This is a genomic window from Agrobacterium sp. CG674 (assembly GCF_053521645.1).
This window is the reverse complement of record NZ_JBNWDZ010000004.1, coordinates 273490-296250: the sequence shown is the minus strand read 5'-3', so window position 1 is coordinate 296250 and position 22761 is coordinate 273490. Positions and strand designations below refer to the sequence as shown.

The window sequence follows — 22761 nt, the reverse complement described above, 5'->3', positions numbered from 1 at the left end:
GTCAAAATTCCTTCGTGAGCTCGATAACATTGTTTCGATATTGGCTTCTAAAGCCTGACGCCTCACGTGGAGCCGTGAAGATCGCATTCAGGTTCGGCATGATGACGAACTGCGCTCCACGCTTGATGAGGCAGTGAATGTAGTCCGGTCGCCAGCGCATGCCGACACTCGGCGGCGGCTCACTTGCGGACCGTGAGAAGCTCGTGACTTCGTAGACCTTGTCCGTGCGAAGGCCGACAAGCGTCAGTTCACCTTCCAGCGCCAACTCGATGACGATGATGCGGCTGTCGATGGTCTTTTCCGCAGCACCCATGCCGAATGCCAGACGGATATCTGCCAGCGGAATGACCTTGCCCCGGAAGTTGATGACACTGGCCACAAAGGGCATGCTGCCGGGGACCGCCGTTTCCGGCAACAGGTCGAGAATTTCCTGCACCAGAACGGCTTCGATCGCGAATGTCTCTCCCTCGATGCTGAACGTCAGCACTTCCAGGTCTTCACGATCTGCCCACAAAGCATCGGACGGATGGAAATGAGGCTGGTTCATCATCTGGCGATACGCATCTGCGCCTCCTGCTGCTGCCCGGCTATGACGAGGTGCGACACATCGAGAATAAGGGCTACACTGCCATCGCCCAGAATTGTCGCGCCGGAGAAAGTTGCGACATCATGGTGCAGTCTCGACATGGCCTTGATGACGGTCTGATGGTCGCCAATGATTTGATCAACGACAAGGCCAACGCGCTCGGACCCTGTCGAGATAACGACGACCTTCTGGAACTGATCGGGCTTCGTGCTCGTCTGGAACAGTTCTCGCAAGCGGATGAACGGCACAAGGCTTTCGCGCAGCGAGATGAACGAACGCCCACGGGACTGCACGTCATGTTCCTGTGATAGTTCGAGGCACTCCTCAACCGCCGAAAGCGGAATGACATAGCAGCCGGTACCAACGCGCACCAAGAGACCATCGATGATGGCGAGGGTGAGCGGAATTGCGAGCGTGATCTCCGAACCCATGCCTGGATTACTTGTAACATTGATGGTGCCGCGCAGCGCTTCAATGGTCTTCTTGACCACATCCATGCCAACGCCACGACCCGATAGATTTGTGATTTGAGCGGCCGTGGAGAAACCGGGCTCAAAAATCAGCTGCAATAGTTCTTGGTCGGTGAGCGTAGCACCGGCTGCTATGAGGCCAGAAGACTCTGCCTTTGCGCGAACCCGTTGACGGTCGATGCCGCGACCATCGTCACGAATGGTGATCGTAACATCGCCGCCGGTCTGGCGTGCAATGAGGGTCACCTGCCCGGCAGGGTTTTTGCCTGCCGCAATACGCTCCTCCGGTGTTTCCAACCCGTGGTCGCAGGAGTTGCGAACGAGATGAACCAGAGGATCAGCCAAGCGCTCGATCACGACCTTGTCGACTTCGGTTGTTTCACCTTCCGTTACAAGTTCAATCTGTTTGCCGGTTTCACGTGCCAGATCATGGGTCAAGCGGCGGAAGCGGCTGAAGAGTTGCGCGATGGGCACCATGCGCAACACCATCATCGTGTCGCGCAGCTCACCCGAAAGCCGCTCTACGTCTTCTGACACGGAGCGAAGTTGAATATCCACGCTGGAATTGGCCAACTGCGAAAGTCTGGATTGGGCGATCACCAGTTCCCCGACCCGGTCCATCAGTTCATCGAGACGTTCAGCCGGAACACGGACGTTTTCTGCGCCCTTGTTTTGCTTGCTGTCTGCCTGTGCCTGAACTGCGGCGGGATTTGCCTTGGCAGCCGCTTCGACCGGTGCAAGTGGCGGCACAACCTCGGCAGACCCGGATTGTGCGCCAGAAAGCTTTTTGACGTCGATTGCCATGTCGTCCATGACAAAGATGAACACGTCATCAATGGCCGAACGCGGTTGGTCGGTGGTCAGTGTCACTGACCATGAGACGTAAAGACTGGTAGGATCGATATGGTCAAGCGTTGGGATTGCGCTTGTGTTGGCGGCGATGACGCAGTCTCCAAGCTCGGCCAACTCGTTCAGAAGACCCAGAGGATTGGTGCCGTTTGCCATGGAATTTGCAGGCAAACTGAGGTCTATCTGCCATGTGGTCACAGATGGCGCTTCGGCCTTTGGCGTCGCCGCGACGGGGAGATGGTGGACGTTTGCGCTTTCATGCGTTCCGACGGCGGCCTGCAATTTTGCAAGCAGACGATCGCCAGTTTCGGGAAGCGCTCTCGCGGGATTGTCGACGAGGCAACGCATGTGATCCTGCGCCTCGAGGACGGCGGCGATCAGCTCGCTGCTCGCAGGGACTTCACCCTTGCGCACGCGGTCGAAGGCGGTCTCGCAATGGTGGGTAAAGGCCGCCAGTGCTTCAAAGCCAAACATGGCACCGGACCCCTTAAGAGTATGCAGGCCGCGAAACACGGCATCGATCTGTCCTTGGTTGGACAGATCATGCAGCAGGTCGAGCAAACCGTTTTCGATCTGCTCAAAAAGTTCTGCTGCCTCTGTTCTGAAAACCTGAATGGGGTCCAGTATTGTCATCTACCAAGAACCTTTTTCACGATTTTGACGAGGTTTTCAGGGTCGAATGGCTTCGTGACCCAACCGGTGGCGCCTGCGGATTTCGCGCGGGATTTCATGTCAGCGTCTGACTCCGTGGTCAGAAAGATGATGGGAATGCCTGTATGCGCTGGCGACTGACGTAGCGCCTCGATCATTTCCAGGCCATTCATGTTTGGCATGTTCAAATCAGTGACGATAAGATCGAATGAGCCGCTTTTGGCCCTGCTGAGGCCATCTGCGCCGTCAACAGCTTCCGTCACCTGATAACCTGCGTTGGACAGGGCGATTTTCGTTGTCATCCTGATGCTCGCAGAGTCATCGACGGTGAGAATGTTGGCGCTCATTGGATTTCCTTTCCGTGCAGCCAGAAGAGGCGGGAAGCCTCGTCCATAGTCGTGAGGAAACCGCCGCGCCGTAACGTCTCGAGAAGATCTGGCGAGGCCGGTTTCGTGAGTGTGATGTATTTGCCCTCAATTCGGGCATAGAGCCGCGATGCTTCGATAAGCTGGATGAAGCTCAAATCGGCTTGGGCATCTTCAGGTATGTCGACAGTAACGGCATTGTTCATCTGCAGCGCTTCAAGCAGGCTTTCATGCACAGCCAATGCGTTGCGCACCGAAAGCTGGGAGGGTAAATTGATTAGTTCTGGTGTCATCAGTAGACCTTAACTTCCCCGGTTGGCTTCAATTCAGGCCTGCGACATAAGTAATTTCATGCCATTTCCTGTGTCGGAGCTGCCAGATTGACGACAGCTTCCGTGTCGTGTGGTGTGCGTAATTTCTTGTCCGGACACCCGGTCGGGCAGAGCGGCGATCAGCCCGCTTTCGCGAAATCAGACACAGTTCCACCCTCCGCCAGCACAACATTTTCACGCGTTCGGTTGGCAGTGAGATACAGCTATGGGTCGCAGTCGCCCGGAGGCGATACAATGTTCCAGTTTATACATTGTGTGAAAGTAGAGTTGACATCATTCAACCCGTCATGATCGGCACAACCTCGACGATGTCGTCGTTATCGATTGTTTTCCCTAATCATATTAGCTTAGTGATATCCTCGAAACGGTTAAGGCTGCGTTAATACCGGTTGCGATTAGTCGAGGGATTTAAGAACTGAGGCATATTGCCATAATTACTTAGCTGTAATGATGAATATAAACTGTTCACTACCTGAACTATATATTGATCATTTTATTCAAAAGACAGTGAGAACCCAGGGGGCGTAACGTTCTCATTCTTCCTCTTGTTACTTTGAACATACCTCTGCAGGCCGCTCTGAGGTCATATCTGGTGTCCTAGCCAACCCTTTGCCTTTCTAATGCTCTCTTTCGGCCTCCCTTTTTGCTTAACTTTGAATTTTGCGGCGGGCCTGGTGTGCCTCGACCCCGGGAATTTAGGTCTAACGTATTGATAAAAAACATTAAAAATCAAAATTAATTTTTTATTGCAGTCGCTGTTGCGGAACCGGAATGTTTCGCATAGGTTTTTACGGCAACGTTTCAGTGAGGGAGGAGACTCATGCGTACGACTGCCATTTTGGCCACTCTGTTGGCCGGTTTCACGGTGCCTGCAACCATCGCAGGGGCTACAGATCTAGAGGTAACGCACTGGTGGACGTCAGGCGGTGAAGCCGCGGCAGTGGGAGAACTTGCCAAGGCTTTCGATGCAACCGGAAATAAATGGGTGGATGGCGCGATTGCCGGCTCTGGCGGTACCGCTCGTCCGATCATGATCAGCCGTATCACCGGCGGTGATCCGATGGGTGCAACCCAGTTCAACCACGGACGCCAGGCCGAAGAACTTGCGCAATCCGGTTTGATGCGCGATCTCACGGATGTTGCCGAGAAAGGTAAGTGGAAAGACGTCATCAAGCCAGCAAGCCTGCTGGAAAGCTGCACAATTGACGGCAAGATTTATTGCGCCCCGGTCAATATCCATTCCTGGCAGTGGCTTTGGCTTTCCAACGCCGCGTTTAAGACAGCTGGTGTAGAGGTTCCCAAAAACTGGACTGAATTCGTTGCGGCGGCGCCAGCCCTGCAAAAGGCGGGTATACAGCCTCTCGCCCTCGGCGGTCAGGCGTGGCAGGCCAATGGCTTGTTCGACACGCTACTGATTTCGCTAGCTGGGAAAGACCTCTATGAAAAGGTCTACAAGGACAAAGACGCCGAGGTTGCTGCCGGTCCCGAAATGCAGAAGATTTTCGCTGCTGCTGACGAGGCCCGGAAGCTGACGATAGGCTCGAATGTTCAGGACTGGAACCAGGCAACAAACATGGTCATCACCGGCAAAGCTGGCGGTCAGATCATGGGTGACTGGGCGCAGGGTGAGTTTCAGCTTGCCAACCAGAAAGCCGGAACTGATTATACCTGCCTTCCCGGTCTTGGCCTGAACGAGTTGCTGACGGCCAATGGCGATGCTTTCTATTTCCCTCTTCTCAAAGATGAAGCGAAATCGAAGGCTCAGGAGGTTCTGGCAGAGGTGATCGTCGATCCCAAGACCCAGGTTGCGTTCAACCTGAAGAAGGGTTCGCTTCCGATCAGAGGTGACGTCGATCTTGGAACAGCCAATGACTGCATGAAGAAGGGCCTTGCCATTCTGGCAAAGGGTGAGGTTCTGCAGAGTACCGACCAGCTTATCTCCGCAGATACGCAAAAGCAGAAGGAGGATTTGATGTCCGAATTCTTTGCGAATCCATCCCTGACCGCGGATGCGGCGCAGAAGCGCTTCGCCGAGATCATCGGTTCTGCCGACTGATACAAGGCTCGCCTTTAGCCGGTTGGATGTACCAGCCGGCTAAATGTGCTGCTGGAGACATTGGTCTCATGGCGCTCCGAGGACATGTGTTGCGGACGTGAATCCATCGCGGTTCGCTGCACGATCAGCCATTATGTTTGATAGGGAGTGGGACATGGCGGTCAAAAGCCATTCTGGTCGTCCAAACCAGCTATTCCGCAATCTGAATTCAAAGATTGCATCGATACCCATGATCCTGACCGCGATGGTCATCTTCATGGGAGGAACGATCTGGACAGTCGTTTATTCCTTTACCAATTCCAAGCTGCTGCCGCGCGCCTCGTTCATTGGCATTGAGCAATATGAGCGTCTTTGGGCAGCGCCGCGCTGGATTATTTCGATCCAGAACCTCGCTATCTACGGCATTCTATCTCTGATCTTCAGTCTGGTGATAGGCTTTGTGCTGGCTGCGCTGATGGATCAGAAAATACGGTTTGAAAATACATTCCGGACGATCTTTCTTTATCCCTTTGCCCTTTCATTCATCGTCACCGGCCTTGTCTGGCAATGGCTGCTAAACCCTGAATTCGGCATCCAGTCTGTCGTACGTTCAATGGGCTGGGAAAGCTTCACGTTCGATCCGCTTTATGATCCCAACCTCGTCATTTACGGCATCCTGATTGCTGCACTGTGGCAGGGCACCGGCCTCGTCATGTGCCTCATGCTTGCCGGATTGCGCGGTATCGATGAGGATATCTGGAAGGCCTCGCGCGTTGACGGGATTCCCATGTGGAAGACCTATATTCTCATCGTCATTCCCATGATGCGGCCCGTCTTCATCACGACGCTTGTCATCATCGCCAGCGGCATCGTCAAGGTCTACGATCTTGTGGTGGCTCAAACGAGCGGTGGCCCGGGCATAGCGTCGGAAGTGCCGGCAAAATATGTTTATGACTACATGTTTCAGGCGCAAAACCTGGGGCAGGGCTTTGCGGCCTCCACCATGATGCTGCTGACAGTGGCAATCATCATTGTCCCATGGGCTTACCTCGAATTTGGAGGGCGCAAGCGTGGCTAACATCTCAACACTCAACACGGTCGCTGTCGCAACTGATGCCGTGTCCTCTCGACTTGAAGGGCCGCGCGGTCGCAAACCACGCAAACGGATCTCCCGCCGCAACATCATTCTCTATGGCAGCCTGTTCGTAGCGGCGATCTATTACCTGTTGCCGCTTTATGTGATGATCGTCACCTCTCTGAAGGGGATGCCGGAAATTCGCATGGGCAATATCTTTGCCCCACCGGTCGAAATCACATTCGAGCCCTGGGTCAAGGCGTGGTCGAATGCCTGTACGGGCCTGAATTGCGATGGGCTTTCGCGTGGTTTCTGGAATTCTGTGCGTATCATGGTGCCGTCTACATTCGTGTCGATCCTGATTGCATCGGTCAGCGGCTACGCCTTGGCGAACTGGAAGTTCAAGGGCTCGGAGTTCTTCTTCTCCATCCTCATCATCGGGGCGTTCATTCCCTATCAGGTGATGATTTACCCGATCGTGATCGTGCTGCGTGAAATGGGCGTCTACGGTACGCTGACCGGTCTGGTTATTGTCCATACAATTTTCGGAATGCCGATCCTGACGCTTCTGTTTCGCAACTACTTTGCGGGCCTGCCGGAAGAGTTGTTCAAGGCGGCACGCATCGATGGCGCGAATTTCTGGCAGATCTATTTTCGCATCATGGCGCCGATGTCACTGCCGATCTTCGTCGTTGCGATGATCCTGCAAGTCACAGGCATCTGGAATGACTTCCTGTTCGGCGTGGTTTTCACCAGACCGGAATATTATCCGATGACGGTTCAGCTCAACAATATCGTCAACTCTGTTCAGGGTGTGAAGGAATATAACGTCAATATGGCGGCGACCCTTCTGACCGGCGCTGTTCCGCTGTTCGTCTATTTCGTTTCAGGCAGACTTTTTGTCCGCGGCATCGCCGCCGGCGCAGTCAAAGGTTAAGCTTCATGAATAAAAGCGTCTCCATTCGCGAACTGTCCCTGTCCTTCGGTGCCGTCAATGTGCTGTCGGATCTCAATCTCGATATTTATGAAGGGGAGTTTCTTGTTCTGCTTGGCTCTTCGGGCTGCGGAAAGTCGACATTGCTCAACTGCATTGCCGGCCTTCTTGAACCGACGGAAGGGCAGATTTTCATCAAGGATCGCAACGTTACCTGGGAAGAGCCAAAGGATCGCGGTATCGGTATGGTGTTCCAGTCCTATGCGCTTTATCCGCAGATGACCGTGGAAAAGAACCTGTCCTTTGGTTTGCAGGTTGCCAAAATGCCGAAGGACGAGATCGACAAGCGCGTCAAGCGCGCGGCAGGTATTCTTCAGATCGAGCCTCTTTTGAAGCGCAAACCGGCGGAGCTTTCCGGTGGCCAGCGTCAGCGTGTTGCCATCGGGCGCGCGCTCGTTCGCGACGTTGATGTGTTCCTGTTCGATGAGCCTTTGTCGAACCTCGATGCCAAGCTGCGCTCGGAACTGCGCGTGGAAATCAAGCGCCTCCATCAGGCGCTCAAAAATACGATGATCTATGTGACCCACGACCAGATCGAGGCACTGACGCTGGCAGATCGTATTGCGATCATGAAGAGTGGCGTCATCCAGCAGCTGGATGATCCTGTCTCGATCTACAATAAGCCTAAAAACCTGTTCGTTGCTGGGTTCATCGGTTCACCGTCGATGAATTTCCTCCATGGGGAGCTTGCAGAGCAGGACGGCAAGGTTGTCTTCAAAACCCATGGCGTCAGCTTCACCCTCGATGGTTATGACGCCTCCACCTCGCTCACCCCCGGGACGGGCGCTGTTCTCGGCGTTCGCCCGGAGCACGTGCGGGTCGACGGCGATATCACCGGCGGTGAGATTCATGATGCCGTGGTTGATATTGAGGAGCCTATGGGGGCCGATAACCTCATATGGCTCAAGCTTGCCGGTCACACGCTTTCAGTGCGGGTTGGCGGGCACAGACGTTACGCGCCGGGAGCGAAGGTCAAGCTTGCCTTTGATATGTCCATGGCGTCCCTTTTCGATGCGAAGACCGAAGACCGCATCTGAATTCACCCACCCTTCCACCAGACACAGTCCCCATGTCAGGAGAGACAGATGACGAAACTTGGTTTCCAGCTTTATAGTGCCCGCAATTTTCCGCCGCTTTCAGACGTGCTGAAAAAACTGTCAGCGGCAGGATATGCCCACGTTGAAGGCTTCGGCGGTATCTATGGTTCGCTTGACGATGCCGGCTTGAAAGCTCTGCGTGCCGATCTCGATGCCAATAATCTCACCATGCCGACAGGCCATTTTGGTATCGATATGCTGGAGAGCGAGCCTGAAAAGGCGCTCAACATTGCCAGCACGCTTGGTATCAAGGCTATCTATTGCCCTCATCTGATGCCGGACCAACGCCCAAGCGATGCTGCGGGTTGGCTTGCATTCGGCAAGCGCCTTCAGGAGGCTGCCAAACCATTCCGTGATGCCGGACTGGCCTTCGGTTGGCACAATCACGATTTCGAGTTCGTGAAGCTTGAAGATGGCTCCACGCCACAGGAACAGATTTTCGCTGGTGGACCCGAGCTGGAATGGGAGGCAGACATTGCCTGGATTATCAGGGGCAAAGCCGATCCTCTGGAGTGGATCGAACGCTACGCCAGTCGTATTACCGCTGTCCACGTCAAGGATATCGCTTCGCCGGGCGAAAATACCGATGAAGACGGTTGGGCCGATGTCGGCCACGGCACGGTGGACTGGAAGGGGTTGGTCGACGTGCTCAAGAAAACGGCCGTCAAATATTATGTCGTCGAGCATGACAATCCCAAGGACGTCGACCGTCTGATCACACGGTCCATCACATCTTTCAACGCCTATTAATTCACCAATCTGGAGTTCAAGACATGGCCAAGGAACTTGGCGTCGGCATCATTGGATGCGGCAATATTTCAACGACCTATTTTTCGCTCTCACCGCTATTTCGCGGCCTGAAAGTTCTAGCCTGTGCCGATCTCAACCGCAGTGCGGCGGAACTGCGGGCTGAGGAATATGGGGTCAAGGCGCAGTCCATCGAGGAACTGCTTGCCAACGACGAAATCGATGTGGTGGTCAACCTCACCATTCCGGCGGCGCATTTTGCCGTTTCGAAATCCATCCTCGAGGCCGGTAAGCACGTCTATTCGGAAAAGCCTCTGGTGCTGACACTGGAGGAGGGCGAGGAGCTGCGCCGTCTCGCAAAGGAAAAGAACCTTGCTGTCGGTTGTGCGCCGGATACGTTTCTGGGCGGTGCGCATCAGTTGGCGCGTCAATACATCGACCAAGGCGGCATCGGTCGCATCACATCGGGCACATGCCATGTCATGAGCCCGGGCATGGAAATGTGGCACCCCAATCCCGGCTTCTTCTTCCTTGAAGGCGGCGGCCCCATTCTCGATCTCGGCCCTTACTATGTTGCCAATCTCATCAACCTTATCGGCCCTGTAAAGCGTGTGGGCGCCTTGACCTCCATGGCAAACCCGACACGCACGGTGACCAGTCAGCCCTTGAACGGGCAGGTCATTCCGGTTGAAACGCCAACGACTATCCATGCTTTGCTGGAGTTCGTGAACGGTGCGACAATCACCCTGTCAGCAAGCTGGGATGTGTGGTCGCACCGCCATGCCAATATGGAGCTTTACGGCACGGAGGGCTCCCTTTACGTGCCAGATCCCAACTTCTTTGGTGGTGTTGTAGAGGCGAGTGGCCGTGACAAGGAGATCAAGCCGCTGGAAAACTGGGATCATCCCTTTGGCATCATCAACCAGGAAAGCCCACACGGCGCGCGCGCGAACTACCGCACGGCGGGTCTTGCAGACATGGTGCTTGCGCTGATCGACGGACGCGATGCGCGTTGCTCGCTGGATCGCTCGCTCCACGGGATTGATGTCATGACATCGATTCTGAAGTCCGGCGAAGAAGGTCGCTTCATCGAGCTGACGACCACCTGCACCCAGCCTGCAGCGCTGGGCATCGAAGAGGCGCAGGCTCTGCTGCGATAAACGACAGACGGCGGGTGCAGGAAATGCATCCGCCGTCCTATCCAGCCTGTTGTCCCAATAGAATATCGGTTCTGACCGTTGCCTTCAAAGGCAAGTGATCCGAGGCGATGCGCGACAGAGCGCTGTTATGCGCCGTCACATTATCAACCAATCCGGCGCGATTGGAGATGATCCGGTCCAGCGCCAGCACAGGCATGCCAGCGGGGAAGCTCGGAACTGCGGGCGGCAGACTGCCGAATGCGTCGCGAAATGTATTGAGCGACGAACCATTGCCCAATCGCCATTCGTTGAGATCACCGAGCAAGATGGTGGGGTGCTCGTCACGTGTGTTCAGCAGTTCGACCAATGCTTTCGTCTGTTGGGCGCGGGAATGTCGTAACAAGCCGAAATGGGCTGCGATAATGCGCAGCGTTCCCCCCTGTTGAAGGTCGAGTTCCACGACCAGCGCACCGCGGGGCTCAAGACCCGGTAATTTCAGCGGATGGACGTCGCGAACGGCAGCTTCCTTGAATAGAACAACATTTCCGTGCCAGCCATGTGCCTTTGTACCTGCCGAGATGGGAACGGGGGAAAGGCCACACTCCCGTTCCAGCCTTCCCAGGTCCAGCAGACCCGTGCGCTCTCCAAACCGGCTATCAGCCTCCTGGAGCGCCATGATATCAGCGCCTATTTCCTGAATGACATGGCAGATACGGTCCGGGTCGAACTTGCGGTCTCGTCCAACGCATTTGTGGACGTTGTAAGAGGCGATAACGGGATGGCCTTCCGCCTTCGAGGCTTCACTGGGGGGCGGCAATGTCTTGCGGTTCCGGAAAGACGTCATCAGAACAGATGAAAGGCTCTCGGATTTTGTACGCGCCAGCTTTTTGTCTTGCATTCACGATTACCCAGTTCCGACTTTGTAAGCGACCATTGCATCAAATTTTGCGCGCTTTACGACCGCGTGTCACGTTTCTCATAGATATGGCGAGGCTAGCCACAGGATCTTCTCGAAAAGTCTCAGCAAAAACGATCTGGCACGCAATTCTTCGAGCTTGACCTGCCTGGCGTTTTCCAAAGCTTCGTTGATGCGTTCCGAAACCGCACCAGCAAAACCCTCGTCAATAACTTCGATATCCACCTCAAAGTTCAATCTTAATGAGCGCGGATCAAGATTTGACGAGCCAACATATGACCAACGATCATCAATGACGAGGAGTTTCGAGTGATTGAACGGGCCCGTGGCGCGCCATATGCGGCAATTGCTTTTCAGGATCTGATCGAATTGCGCCGTCATGGCGTGGTCTACGAGTGTGAGATTATTGTTCGCAGGAACGATGATATCCACCTGAACACCGCGCCTTGCCGCCGTCGTTAATGCCGAAATCAGTTCTCTGTCCGGCAAGAAATAGGGCGACATGATGCGGATGGACGAACGCGCTATCGAGAAGGCGCCCATCAGCATCTTGTGGCTGGTTTCTATGCTGTTATCCGGCCCGGAGGCGACCACCCGTGCCAGAACCGGGGAGCCTGGCTTGCCTTCGGGAAGGGTAACGTCCCACACGGGACCATCCAGTCTTTCGCGTGTCGTGAAAAGCCAGTCTTCGGCAGCGACTGTGAAAAGGTCTGCAACCAACGGTCCGGTGACCTTGAAATGCGTGTCACGCGAATGGCGGTCCCCGGCAAATTCAGCTGTGAAGCCTTCCCGAATGTTCATGCCGCCGGTAAAGGCCACCCGACCATCAACGACTAGAATTTTTCGGTGCGTGCGCAGATTCGCATAGGGTAAGCGCAAGCCGATGATGACATTGCCGTTGAAGACAGCGGCCTTGAGGCCTGCCTTTGTCAAACCACGCATGATGCTGGGAACGGAATAGCGTGCGCCAACGGCATCCACCAAAATACGGACCTCAACACCGCGATGTTGAGCATCCGCCAAGGCCTCAACGAAGCGTTCGCCTGTTCGGTCCTGATCGAAGATATAGGTTTCCAGAATGATGGAGCGTCTCGCATTTGCCAGGGCGTCCAGCATGGCCGCATAGGTTTCGTCGCCCGAAAGCAGCGGCTTGATGCTGTTACCGGTCGTCAGCGCGTTGCGTGTAACGCGGTCGCCGACATTCTTCATGGCAGCGAAGCGGCGTCCGAACCGTGCGATGACCAGATCATCCGCGGCATCGAAAAGCGCAACACGCTCCATGATCGTGCCATGCATTAAAGAGCGTTGCTGCCCAAGGTTGCTGCGGCGAATCCGGTTTATGCCCGCAATGCCGTAGATTGCGGCGCCAATGAAGGGAGACAGCACGATAACGCCAACCCAGCCCAGAGCTGTGCGCACCTCCTGCTTTGTCATCGTTGCATGAATGGCCGCAACCGCCCCTACGAGGATAGACGCTGTTGCTAGTATATGGGGCCAATAAGCGTTAAGAAGATCAATCATATAGCGAATATAGTCGAGTTGGATCCCGCCGCAAGGAGCATCGCTACAGGGGCATCGGCTAGTGATCTGTTAAGAGTTTGTAAGCTATGTATGGCGAAGGTCTTGAGGATAAACCGCCAGATTTGATGCGCAGGGGCATGGGAACTTCGGGCTAAAAACCATCCGCGGGCAGGTCCGCAGACTTGTATTCAAATCTGAAATATTTTACCAACGTGCAACCTTCTGTAAAATCGGTGAAAACGCCATGCGTTTGAGACATATCGCGCTTCTTACATGCACCGCATTCATGCTGGTCGGCTGTAACGAAACGCTCGAAACAGTCGAGCGGGACGTATCCCATGTCAAGAACAAGGTAGATTACCCGCTTTCTCCGTCCATTCTCGCTGAAATGGACAAGAAGAATATGGATCGCAATGCGCCGATCATGATCCGTATTGTCAAGGAAGAGAGCAAGCTAGAGATTTGGAAAGCCCGCCGCGATAATCGTTTTGAGGTCATCGCTTCCTACGACGTTTGCGCGTGGTCGGGAAAGCTGGGCCCCAAGGTCAAGGAAGGCGACCGCCAGGCGCCCGAAGGTTTTTACAATCTGACGCCGGGGCATCTCAACCCGAACTCCAATTATTACCTGGCGATCAACACCGGATTTCCAAACCGTTACGATCAGGCCAATGGCCGTAACGGTACCAATCTGATGATCCATGGCGCCTGCTCTTCGTCAGGCTGCTATTCCATGACGGATGCGCAGGTGCTCGAGATCTACGGCTTTGCACGGGACGCCTTCAAGGGTGGCCAGAAGACAGTGCAGTTGCAGGCCTTGCCATTCCGCATGACGGCGGAAAATATGGCCCGCCATCGCAAAAGCGAGCATTACGAATTCTGGAAGATGTTGAAAGTTGGCTATGACAACTTCGAAGTCACCAAACGCCCGCCTGAGGTGAATGTGTGCGAAAAGAAGTATGTCTTCAACCAACAGGTTGAGGGCGGTCAGTTCAACGCTTCTGCGACCTGCCCGAAAATGAGCACGCCACCGGCACTCGCCAGCGCGCTTCAAAGTTATGCCAAGACCTATGAGTTGGCCTACACCAAGGCAACGAACAAGCTTGATGGCATGGTGTGGTATGACCCGAGCGAAGCCGAGCGCAAGGCGGTGGTTGCTGCCAAGCGCAAGGGTCGCGAGCCTGCCTATGCCCCAACCGGATCTGCCCTGAAGGCTGGTCGGTTGATGAAGGAAACTGAATTCGCCGCGCTGATGGAAAAGAAAGCCGCTAGCGGCATTTCCGGTCAGGCAGCGACGGCCATGGCATCTGCTTCAAACCCAGGCGCAACCACGGCAGCGACAGTTGGAACTGCGCGCCCAGCGGCACCTACTGCGCGCGTGGCTCCTACGGTCATGGTCGCGTCAGCGCCCACGCCTGCCGCTACAAGCCAGTCTGCTGCGGCTCCACAGAGCGTGCCTGTTCCGGCCCTCAATCCACTCGCATTTTCCGCCCCGGCCCAGCCAGATGATGCCCAGAAGAAGCCATTCTGGAAATTCTGGTCAAAGCAGTGACGTCTTCCGATGCCGACATCTATGATCTGAGGGGGCTCAAATGCCCCCTTCCTGTTTTGAAGAGCCGTAAAAAGCTGGCGACCATGGCAGCAGGGGAGGAGCTCTGGGTGGAAACCACAGATCAGCTTGCCGTCATCGATATCCCGCATATGTGCAGGGAAGACGGCCATGTGCTCATCGCGGTTGGGCCAACAGATATCGGCCACCGCTTTCATATCCGCAAGGCGTGACGCCGCTCAGACGCCGCGCCGGTTGCCCCACAGCAGTACATGCAGTTGCGGCAGCACCCGAACTTCAAACCAACGGTCGTTGCTCACCTTCTCAATCAGCCATAACATCCGGTCCATAATGCCGTTGATATCCACCAGAGCGTCATCATCTTCAGGTGGCGGCGGCGTATGGTTGCCCGGTTGCAGATAGACGTTCAAACGGGGATACCGCGCCGATACATCTTTCGCATAGGCGTAATCTCCATCATCGAAAATCACGAATTTCAACGATATCTGCGGACCTTTGCCTGCTGCTGCAAGGCAGTCCTCGAGCTTGTCAAAGTCCGTATGCATGTTGCTGGATGGCGGTTTGGGGCTCAGCACGAGATAATCCAGATCGGCGAACCATTCCTTGGCGATGCTGCCCTGCGTTTCCAGCGCAAAACGATAGCCTTCGCCATGCCCTCTCGCGATCAGGTCCGCCAATGGCTGAATGGCAGGATTGCCGCCTGAAAGGGAGATGGTCAGCGGCTTGCCGCCGGAAAGAGTGGTGACCTCGCGCCAGATCGCGTCGACGAAAAGAGGCTTCCAGTCATCGCGATACTGGCTGTCCACGGCATGAAGCGTGTCGCACCACGAACAGCGGTAATCGCAGCCGCCAGTGCGCACAAAAACCGTCGGAAGCCCAATCAGAGGGCCTTCGCCCTGTATGGTTGGGCCGAAGATTTCGCTGATGCGAATGGTGGTGTCTTTCGCCGCACTCATGGACGGCCCGATGGACGATATTCTGCCCAGGTTTTTGCTGTTTCACTGACGCGCACTGCGCTCGTTTCTGGCAAACGCTCCTTGCACCAATCATAGAAATGCTTGGCCAGGCGTTCGGCCGTCACCATGTCATTCTGCAAAACGTCATTGAGGTGACGATGGTCGAAGTGGTCGTCAATATAGCGTTTAAGTGGCGACAGTTCCTGATAGTCGCGGATGAAGCCATGTTCGTTCAAATCTTCACCGGCAAGCTCCACCTCTACAATGTAATTGTGACCGTGCAGGCGCGCGCACTGGTGGTCTGGGGGAAGATCCTTGAGCTGATGCGAAGCCGAAAAATGGAATTCCTTGGTGATACGAAACATCAGCGCACCTCCTGCGCAGCATAGGCGCTGGTCGCGGCCTTCCAGAATTCCGGGTCTTCGTAGTCGGTCGGATCGGCAATGTCAGCCAGATGAAAAGCCTCGCGTCGCTCCACGCAGGTGCCGCAACGTCCGCAATGGCGCAGGCCGCCCTTGTAGCAGGACCATGTTTCACCAAAGGGGGTGTCGTGCTTTGCACCGTCGGTGACGATATCGGCTTTGGAGCCTTCCACATAAGGTGCGTACAGCTTGACGTTTGCGTAGCCATCCAAAGCGTGGCGCTGCATGTCGTTGAAACTGTCGATGAAGCCGGGGCGACAATCGGGGTAGATGAAGTGGTCGCCGCCATGCACGGCAATGGCCACGGCATCGGCCAGCTGTGCTGCCGCCAGTCCAAAGGCAATCGTCAGCATGATGGCATTGCGGTTGGGCACGACGGTGGAACGCATTGTTTCCTCGGCGTAATGGCCATCCGGAACCTCGACATCATCAGTCAGAGCCGAACCTGTCAGATGCGCGCCGATGGTTCTGATGTCGATAATATGGTGCGGCACCGACAGCCGTTGTGCGCAGAGCGCTGCAAACTCCAGTTCCTTTTTATGGCGCTGGCCATAATCGAACGAGACGAGTGCAATCAGTTGATGTTCCGCGGCGATTTTATGCGCAAGCGAAACAGAGTCCAATCCGCCGGAGCAGATGACGATGGTTTTCATAGTTTGGATCCCTTGTTTTGACCGGGTGGGCTGCGACCGGATTACGGTTGCGGCTTCTAACGCAAGTCGGGACCCTTGGGAAGGGGCAAGGACGCACTCACATATTTTGATACAAAATGTGGCTCAGTCCATATGTATCTGGATTCTAGGGTGCCGCATCCTGTGGCGGCTGATGGGAAGCATCATCGGGCGGCCCGAGGTGGGGTCGGTGATGATTTCGCTTTCCAGACCGAAAACGTCACGGACATTGTCCTGCGTCAGAACCTCTTCCGGCGTTCCCATGACGTGCAGACGGCCAGATGCCATTGCTACCAGATGGTCTGCGTAACGCGCAGCCAGATTGAGATCGTGCAGCACCATGACGATTGTGGTGCCGCGATCATGGTTGAGGTCGGTCAGCAAGTCCAGAACCTCGACCTGATGGCTGATGTCAAGAAATGTCGTGGGTTCATCCAGAAGCAGAATTTCGGTCTGTTGGGCCAGTGCCATGGCAATCCAGACACGCTGTCGTTGGCCGCCAGAAAGCTCATCGACGGGACGTTCCGCCAGATCGAATGTTCTGGTTGCCTCCAACGCAGCTGCAACGGCTTCATCATCCCGAGCATTCCACCGCGATAACATGCTCTGGTGCGGATGGCGTCCTCTGCTCACAAGGTCTGCGACCGTGATGCCTTCTGGCGCGATCGGAGATTGGGGAAGGAGGCCGAGCGTTCTGGCCAGTTTTTTGGGCGCCATGCTGTGAATGGATTTCCCATCCAGCAAAACATGGCCCCGGCGAGGCGCAATCAGCCGCGACATGGTGCGCAGAAGCGTCGATTTTCCGCAGGCATTGGCGCCAACGATAACGGTGATCTTGCCATCGGGTATCACAAGATCAAGACCGTCAAAGATGAGCGTTTCGCCGTAACCGGCTGCGAGTTGTTCTGTGATCAGGGTGTGAGATGTCAAAGCGAGCCTCCTGTCCGGTTGACGCGGATAATCAGGAATATCAGGTAAGGTGCGCCCAGCGCACCGGTGATGACGCCGACTGGATAGCGGCTTGGCAGCAGAAACTGTCCCGCATAGTCGCCAGCAAGGACCAGCAACGCGCCGATGAGTGCGGCCGGTAACAGCAATGAACCGCTATTGCCGACGATACGGGCCGCGATCGGACCGGACAGAAAGGCCACGAAGGCAATCGGCCCGGTAATGGCGGTTGCAATGGCAATCATTCCAACAGCAGCAATGATGACGAGAATGCGGGTCAACCCGATGCGCACGCCGAGTGCGGCTGCGGTATCATCGCCCAGTCTCATGGCTTCCAGGTCCCGCTGCCGGTTGAACAGCAGGCTTCCGAAAACAACGAGCCCCAGCAGAAGCGGGATGACCTGCGAGAGTTGAGCGCCGTTGACGCTGCCGGTCAGCCACCGCATCGCCTCCTGCAGGCTCCAGGCCGGAGCGCCTGATAGAATGTAGGCGATGACGCTTTCCAGCATCGCGGAAACTCCGATGCCCACAAGAATGAGCCGCGTGCCCGCCACGCCATTGCGCGACGAAAGTGCATAGACCGATAGTGCGACGCCGAGCCCCGCCACGACAGCGAAAACCGAAACGATGGGGCCTTTCAGAGACAAGACGACAATGGCAAAAACGGCAGCAGCGCTGGCACCGGAACTAATGCCGATAATATCCGGACTTGCGAGCGGATTGCGCAGCATGATCTGAAACGCGACCCCGCCCAGCCCAAAGCTGAAGCCAGCGAGAATGCACATAAGCGCTCGTGGCAAACGCAACTGGCCAACGCTGAAGCTCGCCCCCGGCACATCATGGCCAGCTAAGACCCTGATGACATCAAGCGGTGGCGTGAATGACTGACCGAGCACCAGTGTGAGCGCAAATATCGCAACGATAAGCACGATCAGAAGCGTCAGCACACGCAATCGCTTTTGCGAATGTCGGGCACGATGTCCGATCAGGGCGCTGACCATACCAGACTGAAGCATCACAACTCTCTCATGCGCTGGCGTCTGACGATCCAGATGAAGAAGGGTCCACCGATCAGGGCCGTCACGATTCCTACATCGAGCTCTGCCGGACGGGAGACGATGCGACCGACAATATCGGCGGCAAGGAGAAGACTTGCGCCGCAAATGGCTGAAAACGGCAGCAACCAGCGATGATCGACCCCGACCAGCAGACGGCAGATATGTGGCACCACAAGCCCCAGAAAGCCGATAGGCCCGCAGACGGCGGTTGTCGCGCCGCACAGCAGGATAGCGCCCAGCGCGGACATCGCGCGGGCAAGAGCAACGCGTTCACCAAGCCCCGCAGCAAGATCATCGCCCAAGGCCAACGAGTTGAGCTTGCGCGCAGAAAGAAGGCTGATGAGGAAGCCGGCGGCAAGAAACGGCAGAACATTCCAGATCCGATCGAATGTGGCCCCGCCAACGCCGCCGATCTGCCATGAGCGGATGCCGCCGGCAATATCGCTGCGCGGCAAGACGACAGCGATGACCAGCGATGAAAAAGCCACCGAGGTCGCGGCCCCCGCCAGCGCCAGTTTGAGCGGTGTCGCGCCACCGCGGCCAAGCGAGCCAATCGTGTAAACAAAGACTGCAGCACACCCGGCGCCCAAAATGGCTGTCCAGATGAAAGCCTGAGCCGAGGCGATGTTGAACCATGCAACGCCGACAACCACGGCAAGTGATGCGCCCATGTTGACACCGAGAATGCCGGGATCGGCCAGCGGATTGCGTGTCACACCCTGCATGATGGCACCGGCAAGACCCAGTGCTGCGCCAGCAACAATGGCAAGCAATGTTCGCGGGATTCTCACTGAAACGGCGGCTTGGCCGATAGTCTCAACCTGTCCGCCCAGCGCTGATACGATCTCGGCCCAGGCCACATCGCGGGTGCCTATGGCAACGGAGAGCATGGCGAGCACTGCGAGAACGACAACCAAGCTCAGAAATCCGAGCGTTCTGGCACTGTTCGATCGCGCGAAACCTGCACGCGGCGCGCACTGCTTGGCATATCTAAACGCCATTATGGCTTTCCGGCAGACTTGTCTGCAGCAGCGGTTAGCAAGGCGACATAGTCTTTCATCACCCAGGAAATGGACAGGGGTGTCGGGTTCGCCGCTGTTCCAACGGGATTTCGGCCCAGCATGACAATGGCGTTGTGTTGGACGGCTGGCATTCTGGACAAAAGCGGATCTTTTATAATGGCATCCAGCAGTGGCTGCCCGCCATAGGTGACGATGATGTCGACATCATCGAAAGCATCGACACGTTCTGCGCTGATGCTCGAGGCAAACTGCCCCGGCTTGGTTGCCTCCCGAACGCTTTTGGGTGACGAGAGGCCAAGATCGTTGAAGAACCTGACGCGGGTATCATTGGCGGTATAAAAATTGACCGTGCTAAGATTGGTGGTGTCCAGATGCGTGACAAACATCGCCGTCTTGGTTTTCAGCTGTGGGGCATTTGCGACGACATCGGCAATCTCGCCCTCAATGCTTTTGATCAAAGCCTCACCCTCTTTGGCCATGCCGAGGGCCTTGCTGTTGAAGGAAATCATCTCCCGCCAGTCGGTTGCCCATGGTGCTTCCGGATAGGCGATGACCGGGGCTATCTGGCTCAATGTGTCATAGTCGGATTGGCTGAGGCCCGAATAGGCTGCAAGGATCACATCGGGCTTGGTCGCGGCAACCGCTTCGAAGTCGATTCCATCGCCCTCATCAAAAAGTACCGGCTTTTCAGCGCCAAGAGCTTTGAGCTTTTCCGCCACCCAGGGAAGAAGACCATCGCCATCATCGTCGCCGAAATTGGCTGCGGCAAAACCGACCGGGACGATACCCAGCGCCAGCGGCACCTCATGGTTGGCCCATGCGACAGTGGCGACCCGCTCCGGTTTTTTCTCAATCGTCGTGGTGCCCAAGGCGTGTTTGACGACAATGGGATATGAGGTTTCATCCTGAGCCGACGCACTGCTGAAAGCGAAGACGGACAGAAATGTTACAATGGGTGCGAAAGCGCGAACGAAGCGCAGCATTGGCGAAACCTCTCGGCAGTAAAAGTTGACCTGAAATCTCAGCTTCACCTCAGTACGTCAAGACTGATGTGATGACTGGCCGCGAAGTGCGACGAAGTTTCCGTGGTTTTCTACAAAACCGTGGAATTTTACAATACCAGACTAATGCCCTCAAGTTATCAGCACAACAGGGGGCACCGGGGCTTTGCCGGGTTGCCAGACATTGCAACATGACTTCTGGAATTTGATCATGAAGAATGAAACGACAAGCGCAGGCGATGAACGCTCTCAACGCCGGTATCGGAAAGCGATTTTGCTGGGATGCACGGCGCTTGTTGCGTTAGCACCTGCGCGCCTGATCGCTCAGGAGGCTCAAGTCCAGGGCGGAAGCACCGTGCTCGAAGCCATTGTCATCAAAGGCGCTGGTACCGATGACAATGAGAAGTCGATTGTTGCAAGGCAGACGACGGGCGCTGGCAAAATGCCCAGCGAAGTTCTGACGACACCCGCCTCCGTTTCCGTCATCACCGCGAAAGAGATCAAAGAGCGTGGCGCAACCAGTGTTGAACAGGTTGTGCAATATACATCTGGCGTCGTTACGGATTTCTACGGCTCGGATGATCGCTACGACTATTTCGATATTCGAGGCTTTACCCCCTATACCTATCGCGATGGCCTGGCGATCGGCCGGACGTTTGCCGGCATTCGAGAAGAGCCCTACGCATTTGAACGCATCGAAGTGCTGAAAGGCACCAGTTCTTCCGGCTTTGGCGCGGCTGAGCCGGGTGGTTCCGTCAACTACGTCACGAAGCTGCCCAAGAGCGAACGTTTTGGCGAAGCCTATGTCACCGGCGGATCGTTCAATCACAAAGAGCTTGGCCTGGATTTTGGTGACAACATCACCGAAGACGACACGTTGTCCTATCGCCTGACTGGAAAATTCCAGGACGCGGATGCCGAATATGATTATTCGAAGGATAATGAGAAGTTCATCATGGGTGGCCTGACATGGCGTCCCACTGACGTAACAAGCCTGTCCTTCGTCTTTGACCATCTCAACAAGGACGGCGTGCCCGGTAGCGGCGGCCATCCGCTCGGCACGGATTTAGACAGAAGCCAATTCTTCGGTGAGCCGGACTATTACTTCCGCACCGTCAACCGCAACACCTACAGCCTGATGCTGGACCATGACTTCGGCGACGGTCTGAGTTTTGCGTCGCATGCCCGCTACAACATATCAAACGACGCGTTTGGCAGTGCCTATCTTGACGCGACGACACCGGCAGGTGGAAATCCTGCGAACCGCTATTTCTTCGGCAGTGACAAAACGACCGAACAGTTCGTCATAGATGCGAACCTGCTCTATGAAACCAGCTTCGACAATGTTGAAAGCCGCACGCTCGCGGGCCTGGAATACAGCGATTTCAAATCGAAAAACTATGGGCTTTATATAAGCGCTCTAACGATCAACTGGCAGAACCCGGTCTATTCTGGCGGCCCAGTGTCTACAGCGCCGACCTATGGCACGAAAAATGATCAGAAGACTAAAGCGATTTATCTTCAGGAAGACCTGACGTTTTTCGACAAATTGACGGTAAGCTTCGGTCTTCGCAATGACTGGCTCAACCTGAGTGAGACTGATCTATTCGGCGCCGGTACTGAAGCAGCCAGCCATAGCGAATTTACCAAGCGTGTTGGTGTGAGCTACAAGGTAACGGAGGAGCTGGCAGCCTATGCGAGCTATGCCGAATCCGCTGCGCCACCTGCTGTCGGCAGTGATCCGACGACTGGAAAGCAGTACGAGGTTGGCGTCAAGTATCGACCAGAGGCTTTCCCGGCCCTGTTCACAGCGTCGGTATACGACCTGACAAAGGGCAATATCACCGTCTTCGATCAGGTGACATATATCCCCCAATCGGTCGAGAAAGTGCGCCATCGCGGTCTCGAACTTGAAGCGAAGGCGGAGCTGACGGACAATATCGATATGATTGCGGCTTACAGCTATATCGATTCCAACATCGATGAACCGGGTGGCGCAAATGATGGCAACCGCCTCATGCGCGTTCCCAAGAACATGGTCTCGCTGTGGGGTACTTATACGCTGCCCGGTGAAGGTCCGCGCGGAGACATGACTTTCGGTCTCGGTGCCCGTTATTCCGACAGCTATTTCACGGATATCGGGAATAAGATTGCTTCGGAAAGTGCTGTCGTGTTCGATGCTGCATTCACATACAAGATCAAAGAGAACACGACGCTACAGCTGAATGCGAGCAATCTGTTCGACGAGAAACACATTGCAAGCCAGGACGCTGGCGGACAGTATTACAACCCCGGTCGCGCGGTTTACGCCACCCTTCGCCAGACCTGGTAAGGCTCGG

22 protein-coding genes are annotated in these 22761 nt (G+C 55.6%); 9 read left to right on the top strand and 13 right to left on the bottom strand.

The annotated features are described in order from the left end of the window. Nucleotide 1: 1 nt before the first annotated feature. Genes ACQZ51_RS13700 through ACQZ51_RS13685 form a run of 4 tightly spaced genes read right to left on the bottom strand, consistent with a single transcriptional unit; the run spans nucleotide 2 to nucleotide 3214 of the window. Complete coding sequence (locus ACQZ51_RS13700; RefSeq protein ID WP_448778332.1) at nucleotides 2-547, bottom strand: chemotaxis protein CheW; 546 nt, start codon at nucleotides 545-547, stop codon at nucleotides 2-4. Next, nucleotides 547-2538, bottom strand: a complete 1992-nt coding sequence (locus ACQZ51_RS13695) for a chemotaxis protein CheA (RefSeq protein WP_448777972.1) — start codon at nucleotides 2536-2538, stop codon at nucleotides 547-549. Before ACQZ51_RS13695 ends, ACQZ51_RS13700 begins: the two co-directional genes overlap by 1 nt. Next, entirely contained in the window at nucleotides 2535-2903 is a 369-nt protein-coding gene (locus ACQZ51_RS13690; RefSeq protein WP_042616614.1) for a response regulator, read from the bottom strand. The genes ACQZ51_RS13695 and ACQZ51_RS13690 overlap by 4 nt, the downstream gene beginning before the upstream one ends. Further along, nucleotides 2900-3214, bottom strand: coding sequence for an STAS domain-containing protein (locus ACQZ51_RS13685; RefSeq protein WP_448777970.1), 315 nt, complete (start codon nucleotides 3212-3214; stop codon nucleotides 2900-2902). Before ACQZ51_RS13685 ends, ACQZ51_RS13690 begins: the two co-directional genes overlap by 4 nt. An 859-nt stretch (nucleotides 3215-4073) precedes the next feature. Here ACQZ51_RS13685 and ACQZ51_RS13680 point away from each other — a divergent pair. From ACQZ51_RS13680 to ACQZ51_RS13655, 6 genes are all read left to right on the top strand, one after another. Continuing rightward, nucleotides 4074-5309 carry an ABC transporter substrate-binding protein gene (locus ACQZ51_RS13680; RefSeq protein WP_448777968.1) on the top strand — a complete coding sequence of 412 codons (1236 nt, stop codon included), beginning with the start codon at nucleotides 4074-4076 and terminating at the stop codon, nucleotides 5307-5309. Between the two features lie 154 nt (nucleotides 5310-5463). Next, nucleotides 5464-6366 carry a carbohydrate ABC transporter permease gene (locus tag ACQZ51_RS13675; RefSeq protein ID WP_192064786.1) on the top strand — a complete coding sequence of 301 codons (903 nt, stop codon included), beginning with the start codon at nucleotides 5464-5466 and terminating at the stop codon, nucleotides 6364-6366. Next, nucleotides 6359-7300, top strand: coding sequence for a carbohydrate ABC transporter permease (locus ACQZ51_RS13670; protein ID WP_448777966.1), 942 nt, complete (start codon nucleotides 6359-6361; stop codon nucleotides 7298-7300). The genes ACQZ51_RS13675 and ACQZ51_RS13670 overlap by 8 nt, the downstream gene beginning before the upstream one ends. A 5-nt stretch (nucleotides 7301-7305) precedes the next feature. Further along, a complete protein-coding gene (locus ACQZ51_RS13665) occupies nucleotides 7306-8394 on the top strand; it encodes an ABC transporter ATP-binding protein (RefSeq protein ID WP_448777964.1) in 1089 nt (362 codons plus the stop codon). A 48-nt stretch (nucleotides 8395-8442) separates the two neighbouring features. After that, nucleotides 8443-9204 carry a sugar phosphate isomerase/epimerase family protein gene (locus ACQZ51_RS13660; RefSeq protein ID WP_311272672.1) on the top strand — a complete coding sequence of 254 codons (762 nt, stop codon included), beginning with the start codon at nucleotides 8443-8445 and terminating at the stop codon, nucleotides 9202-9204. Between the two features lie 23 nt (nucleotides 9205-9227). Then, entirely contained in the window at nucleotides 9228-10361 is a 1134-nt protein-coding gene (locus tag ACQZ51_RS13655) for a Gfo/Idh/MocA family protein (protein ID WP_448777962.1), read from the top strand. Between the two features lie 37 nt (nucleotides 10362-10398). Here the strand turns inward: ACQZ51_RS13655 and ACQZ51_RS13650 are convergent, their stop codons facing one another. Further along, on the bottom strand, nucleotides 10399-11238 hold the full coding sequence (locus ACQZ51_RS13650; RefSeq protein ID WP_448777960.1) for an endonuclease/exonuclease/phosphatase family protein: 840 nt from the start codon (nucleotides 11236-11238) through the stop codon (nucleotides 10399-10401). 78 nt (nucleotides 11239-11316) lie between these two features. Beyond that, the gene (locus tag ACQZ51_RS13645) at nucleotides 11317-12777 is read right to left on the bottom strand and encodes a phospholipase D-like domain-containing protein (RefSeq protein WP_448777958.1); all 1461 of its coding nucleotides are present in this window, start codon (nucleotides 12775-12777) and stop codon (nucleotides 11317-11319) included. Nucleotides 12778-13021: 244 nt separating this feature from the next. On the opposite strand from ACQZ51_RS13645, the gene ACQZ51_RS13640 reads away from it, so the two are divergent. Further along, nucleotides 13022-14326 carry a L,D-transpeptidase family protein gene (locus ACQZ51_RS13640; protein ID WP_448777957.1) on the top strand — a complete coding sequence of 435 codons (1305 nt, stop codon included), beginning with the start codon at nucleotides 13022-13024 and terminating at the stop codon, nucleotides 14324-14326. Beyond that, nucleotides 14323-14556, top strand: coding sequence for a sulfurtransferase TusA family protein (locus tag ACQZ51_RS13635; protein WP_448777956.1), 234 nt, complete (start codon nucleotides 14323-14325; stop codon nucleotides 14554-14556). The genes ACQZ51_RS13640 and ACQZ51_RS13635 overlap by 4 nt, the downstream gene beginning before the upstream one ends. 6 nt (nucleotides 14557-14562) lie before the next feature. Here ACQZ51_RS13635 and queE read toward each other — a convergent pair whose 3' ends face one another. The 7 genes from queE to ACQZ51_RS13600 form a co-directional block, all read right to left on the bottom strand. Beyond that, nucleotides 14563-15300 carry a 7-carboxy-7-deazaguanine synthase QueE gene (gene queE, locus ACQZ51_RS13630; RefSeq protein ID WP_448777955.1) on the bottom strand — a complete coding sequence of 246 codons (738 nt, stop codon included), beginning with the start codon at nucleotides 15298-15300 and terminating at the stop codon, nucleotides 14563-14565. Next, on the bottom strand, nucleotides 15297-15665 hold the full coding sequence (gene queD / locus ACQZ51_RS13625; RefSeq protein ID WP_448777953.1) for a 6-carboxytetrahydropterin synthase QueD: 369 nt from the start codon (nucleotides 15663-15665) through the stop codon (nucleotides 15297-15299). The genes queE and queD overlap by 4 nt, the downstream gene beginning before the upstream one ends. Further along, nucleotides 15665-16375 carry a 7-cyano-7-deazaguanine synthase QueC gene (gene queC, locus ACQZ51_RS13620; protein WP_448777951.1) on the bottom strand — a complete coding sequence of 237 codons (711 nt, stop codon included), beginning with the start codon at nucleotides 16373-16375 and terminating at the stop codon, nucleotides 15665-15667. Before queC ends, queD begins: the two co-directional genes overlap by 1 nt. A 123-nt stretch (nucleotides 16376-16498) precedes the next feature. Then, complete coding sequence (locus ACQZ51_RS13615) at nucleotides 16499-17323, bottom strand: ABC transporter ATP-binding protein (RefSeq protein WP_448777950.1); 825 nt, start codon at nucleotides 17321-17323, stop codon at nucleotides 16499-16501. Next, nucleotides 17320-18357 (bottom strand): FecCD family ABC transporter permease, encoded by a 1038-nt coding sequence (locus ACQZ51_RS13610; RefSeq protein ID WP_448777948.1) that lies wholly within the window; start codon nucleotides 18355-18357, stop codon nucleotides 17320-17322. The genes ACQZ51_RS13615 and ACQZ51_RS13610 overlap by 4 nt, the downstream gene beginning before the upstream one ends. Further along, on the bottom strand, nucleotides 18357-19400 hold the full coding sequence (locus tag ACQZ51_RS13605) for a FecCD family ABC transporter permease (protein ID WP_448777946.1): 1044 nt from the start codon (nucleotides 19398-19400) through the stop codon (nucleotides 18357-18359). The genes ACQZ51_RS13610 and ACQZ51_RS13605 overlap by 1 nt, the downstream gene beginning before the upstream one ends. Beyond that, entirely contained in the window at nucleotides 19400-20404 is a 1005-nt protein-coding gene (locus tag ACQZ51_RS13600; protein WP_448777945.1) for an iron-siderophore ABC transporter substrate-binding protein, read from the bottom strand. Before ACQZ51_RS13600 ends, ACQZ51_RS13605 begins: the two co-directional genes overlap by 1 nt. Before the next feature lie 229 nt (nucleotides 20405-20633). Here ACQZ51_RS13600 and ACQZ51_RS13595 point away from each other — a divergent pair, with 229 nt between their 5' ends. After that, the gene (locus ACQZ51_RS13595; protein WP_448777943.1) at nucleotides 20634-22754 is read left to right on the top strand and encodes a TonB-dependent siderophore receptor; all 2121 of its coding nucleotides are present in this window, start codon (nucleotides 20634-20636) and stop codon (nucleotides 22752-22754) included. Nucleotides 22755-22761: the final 7 nt, after the last annotated feature.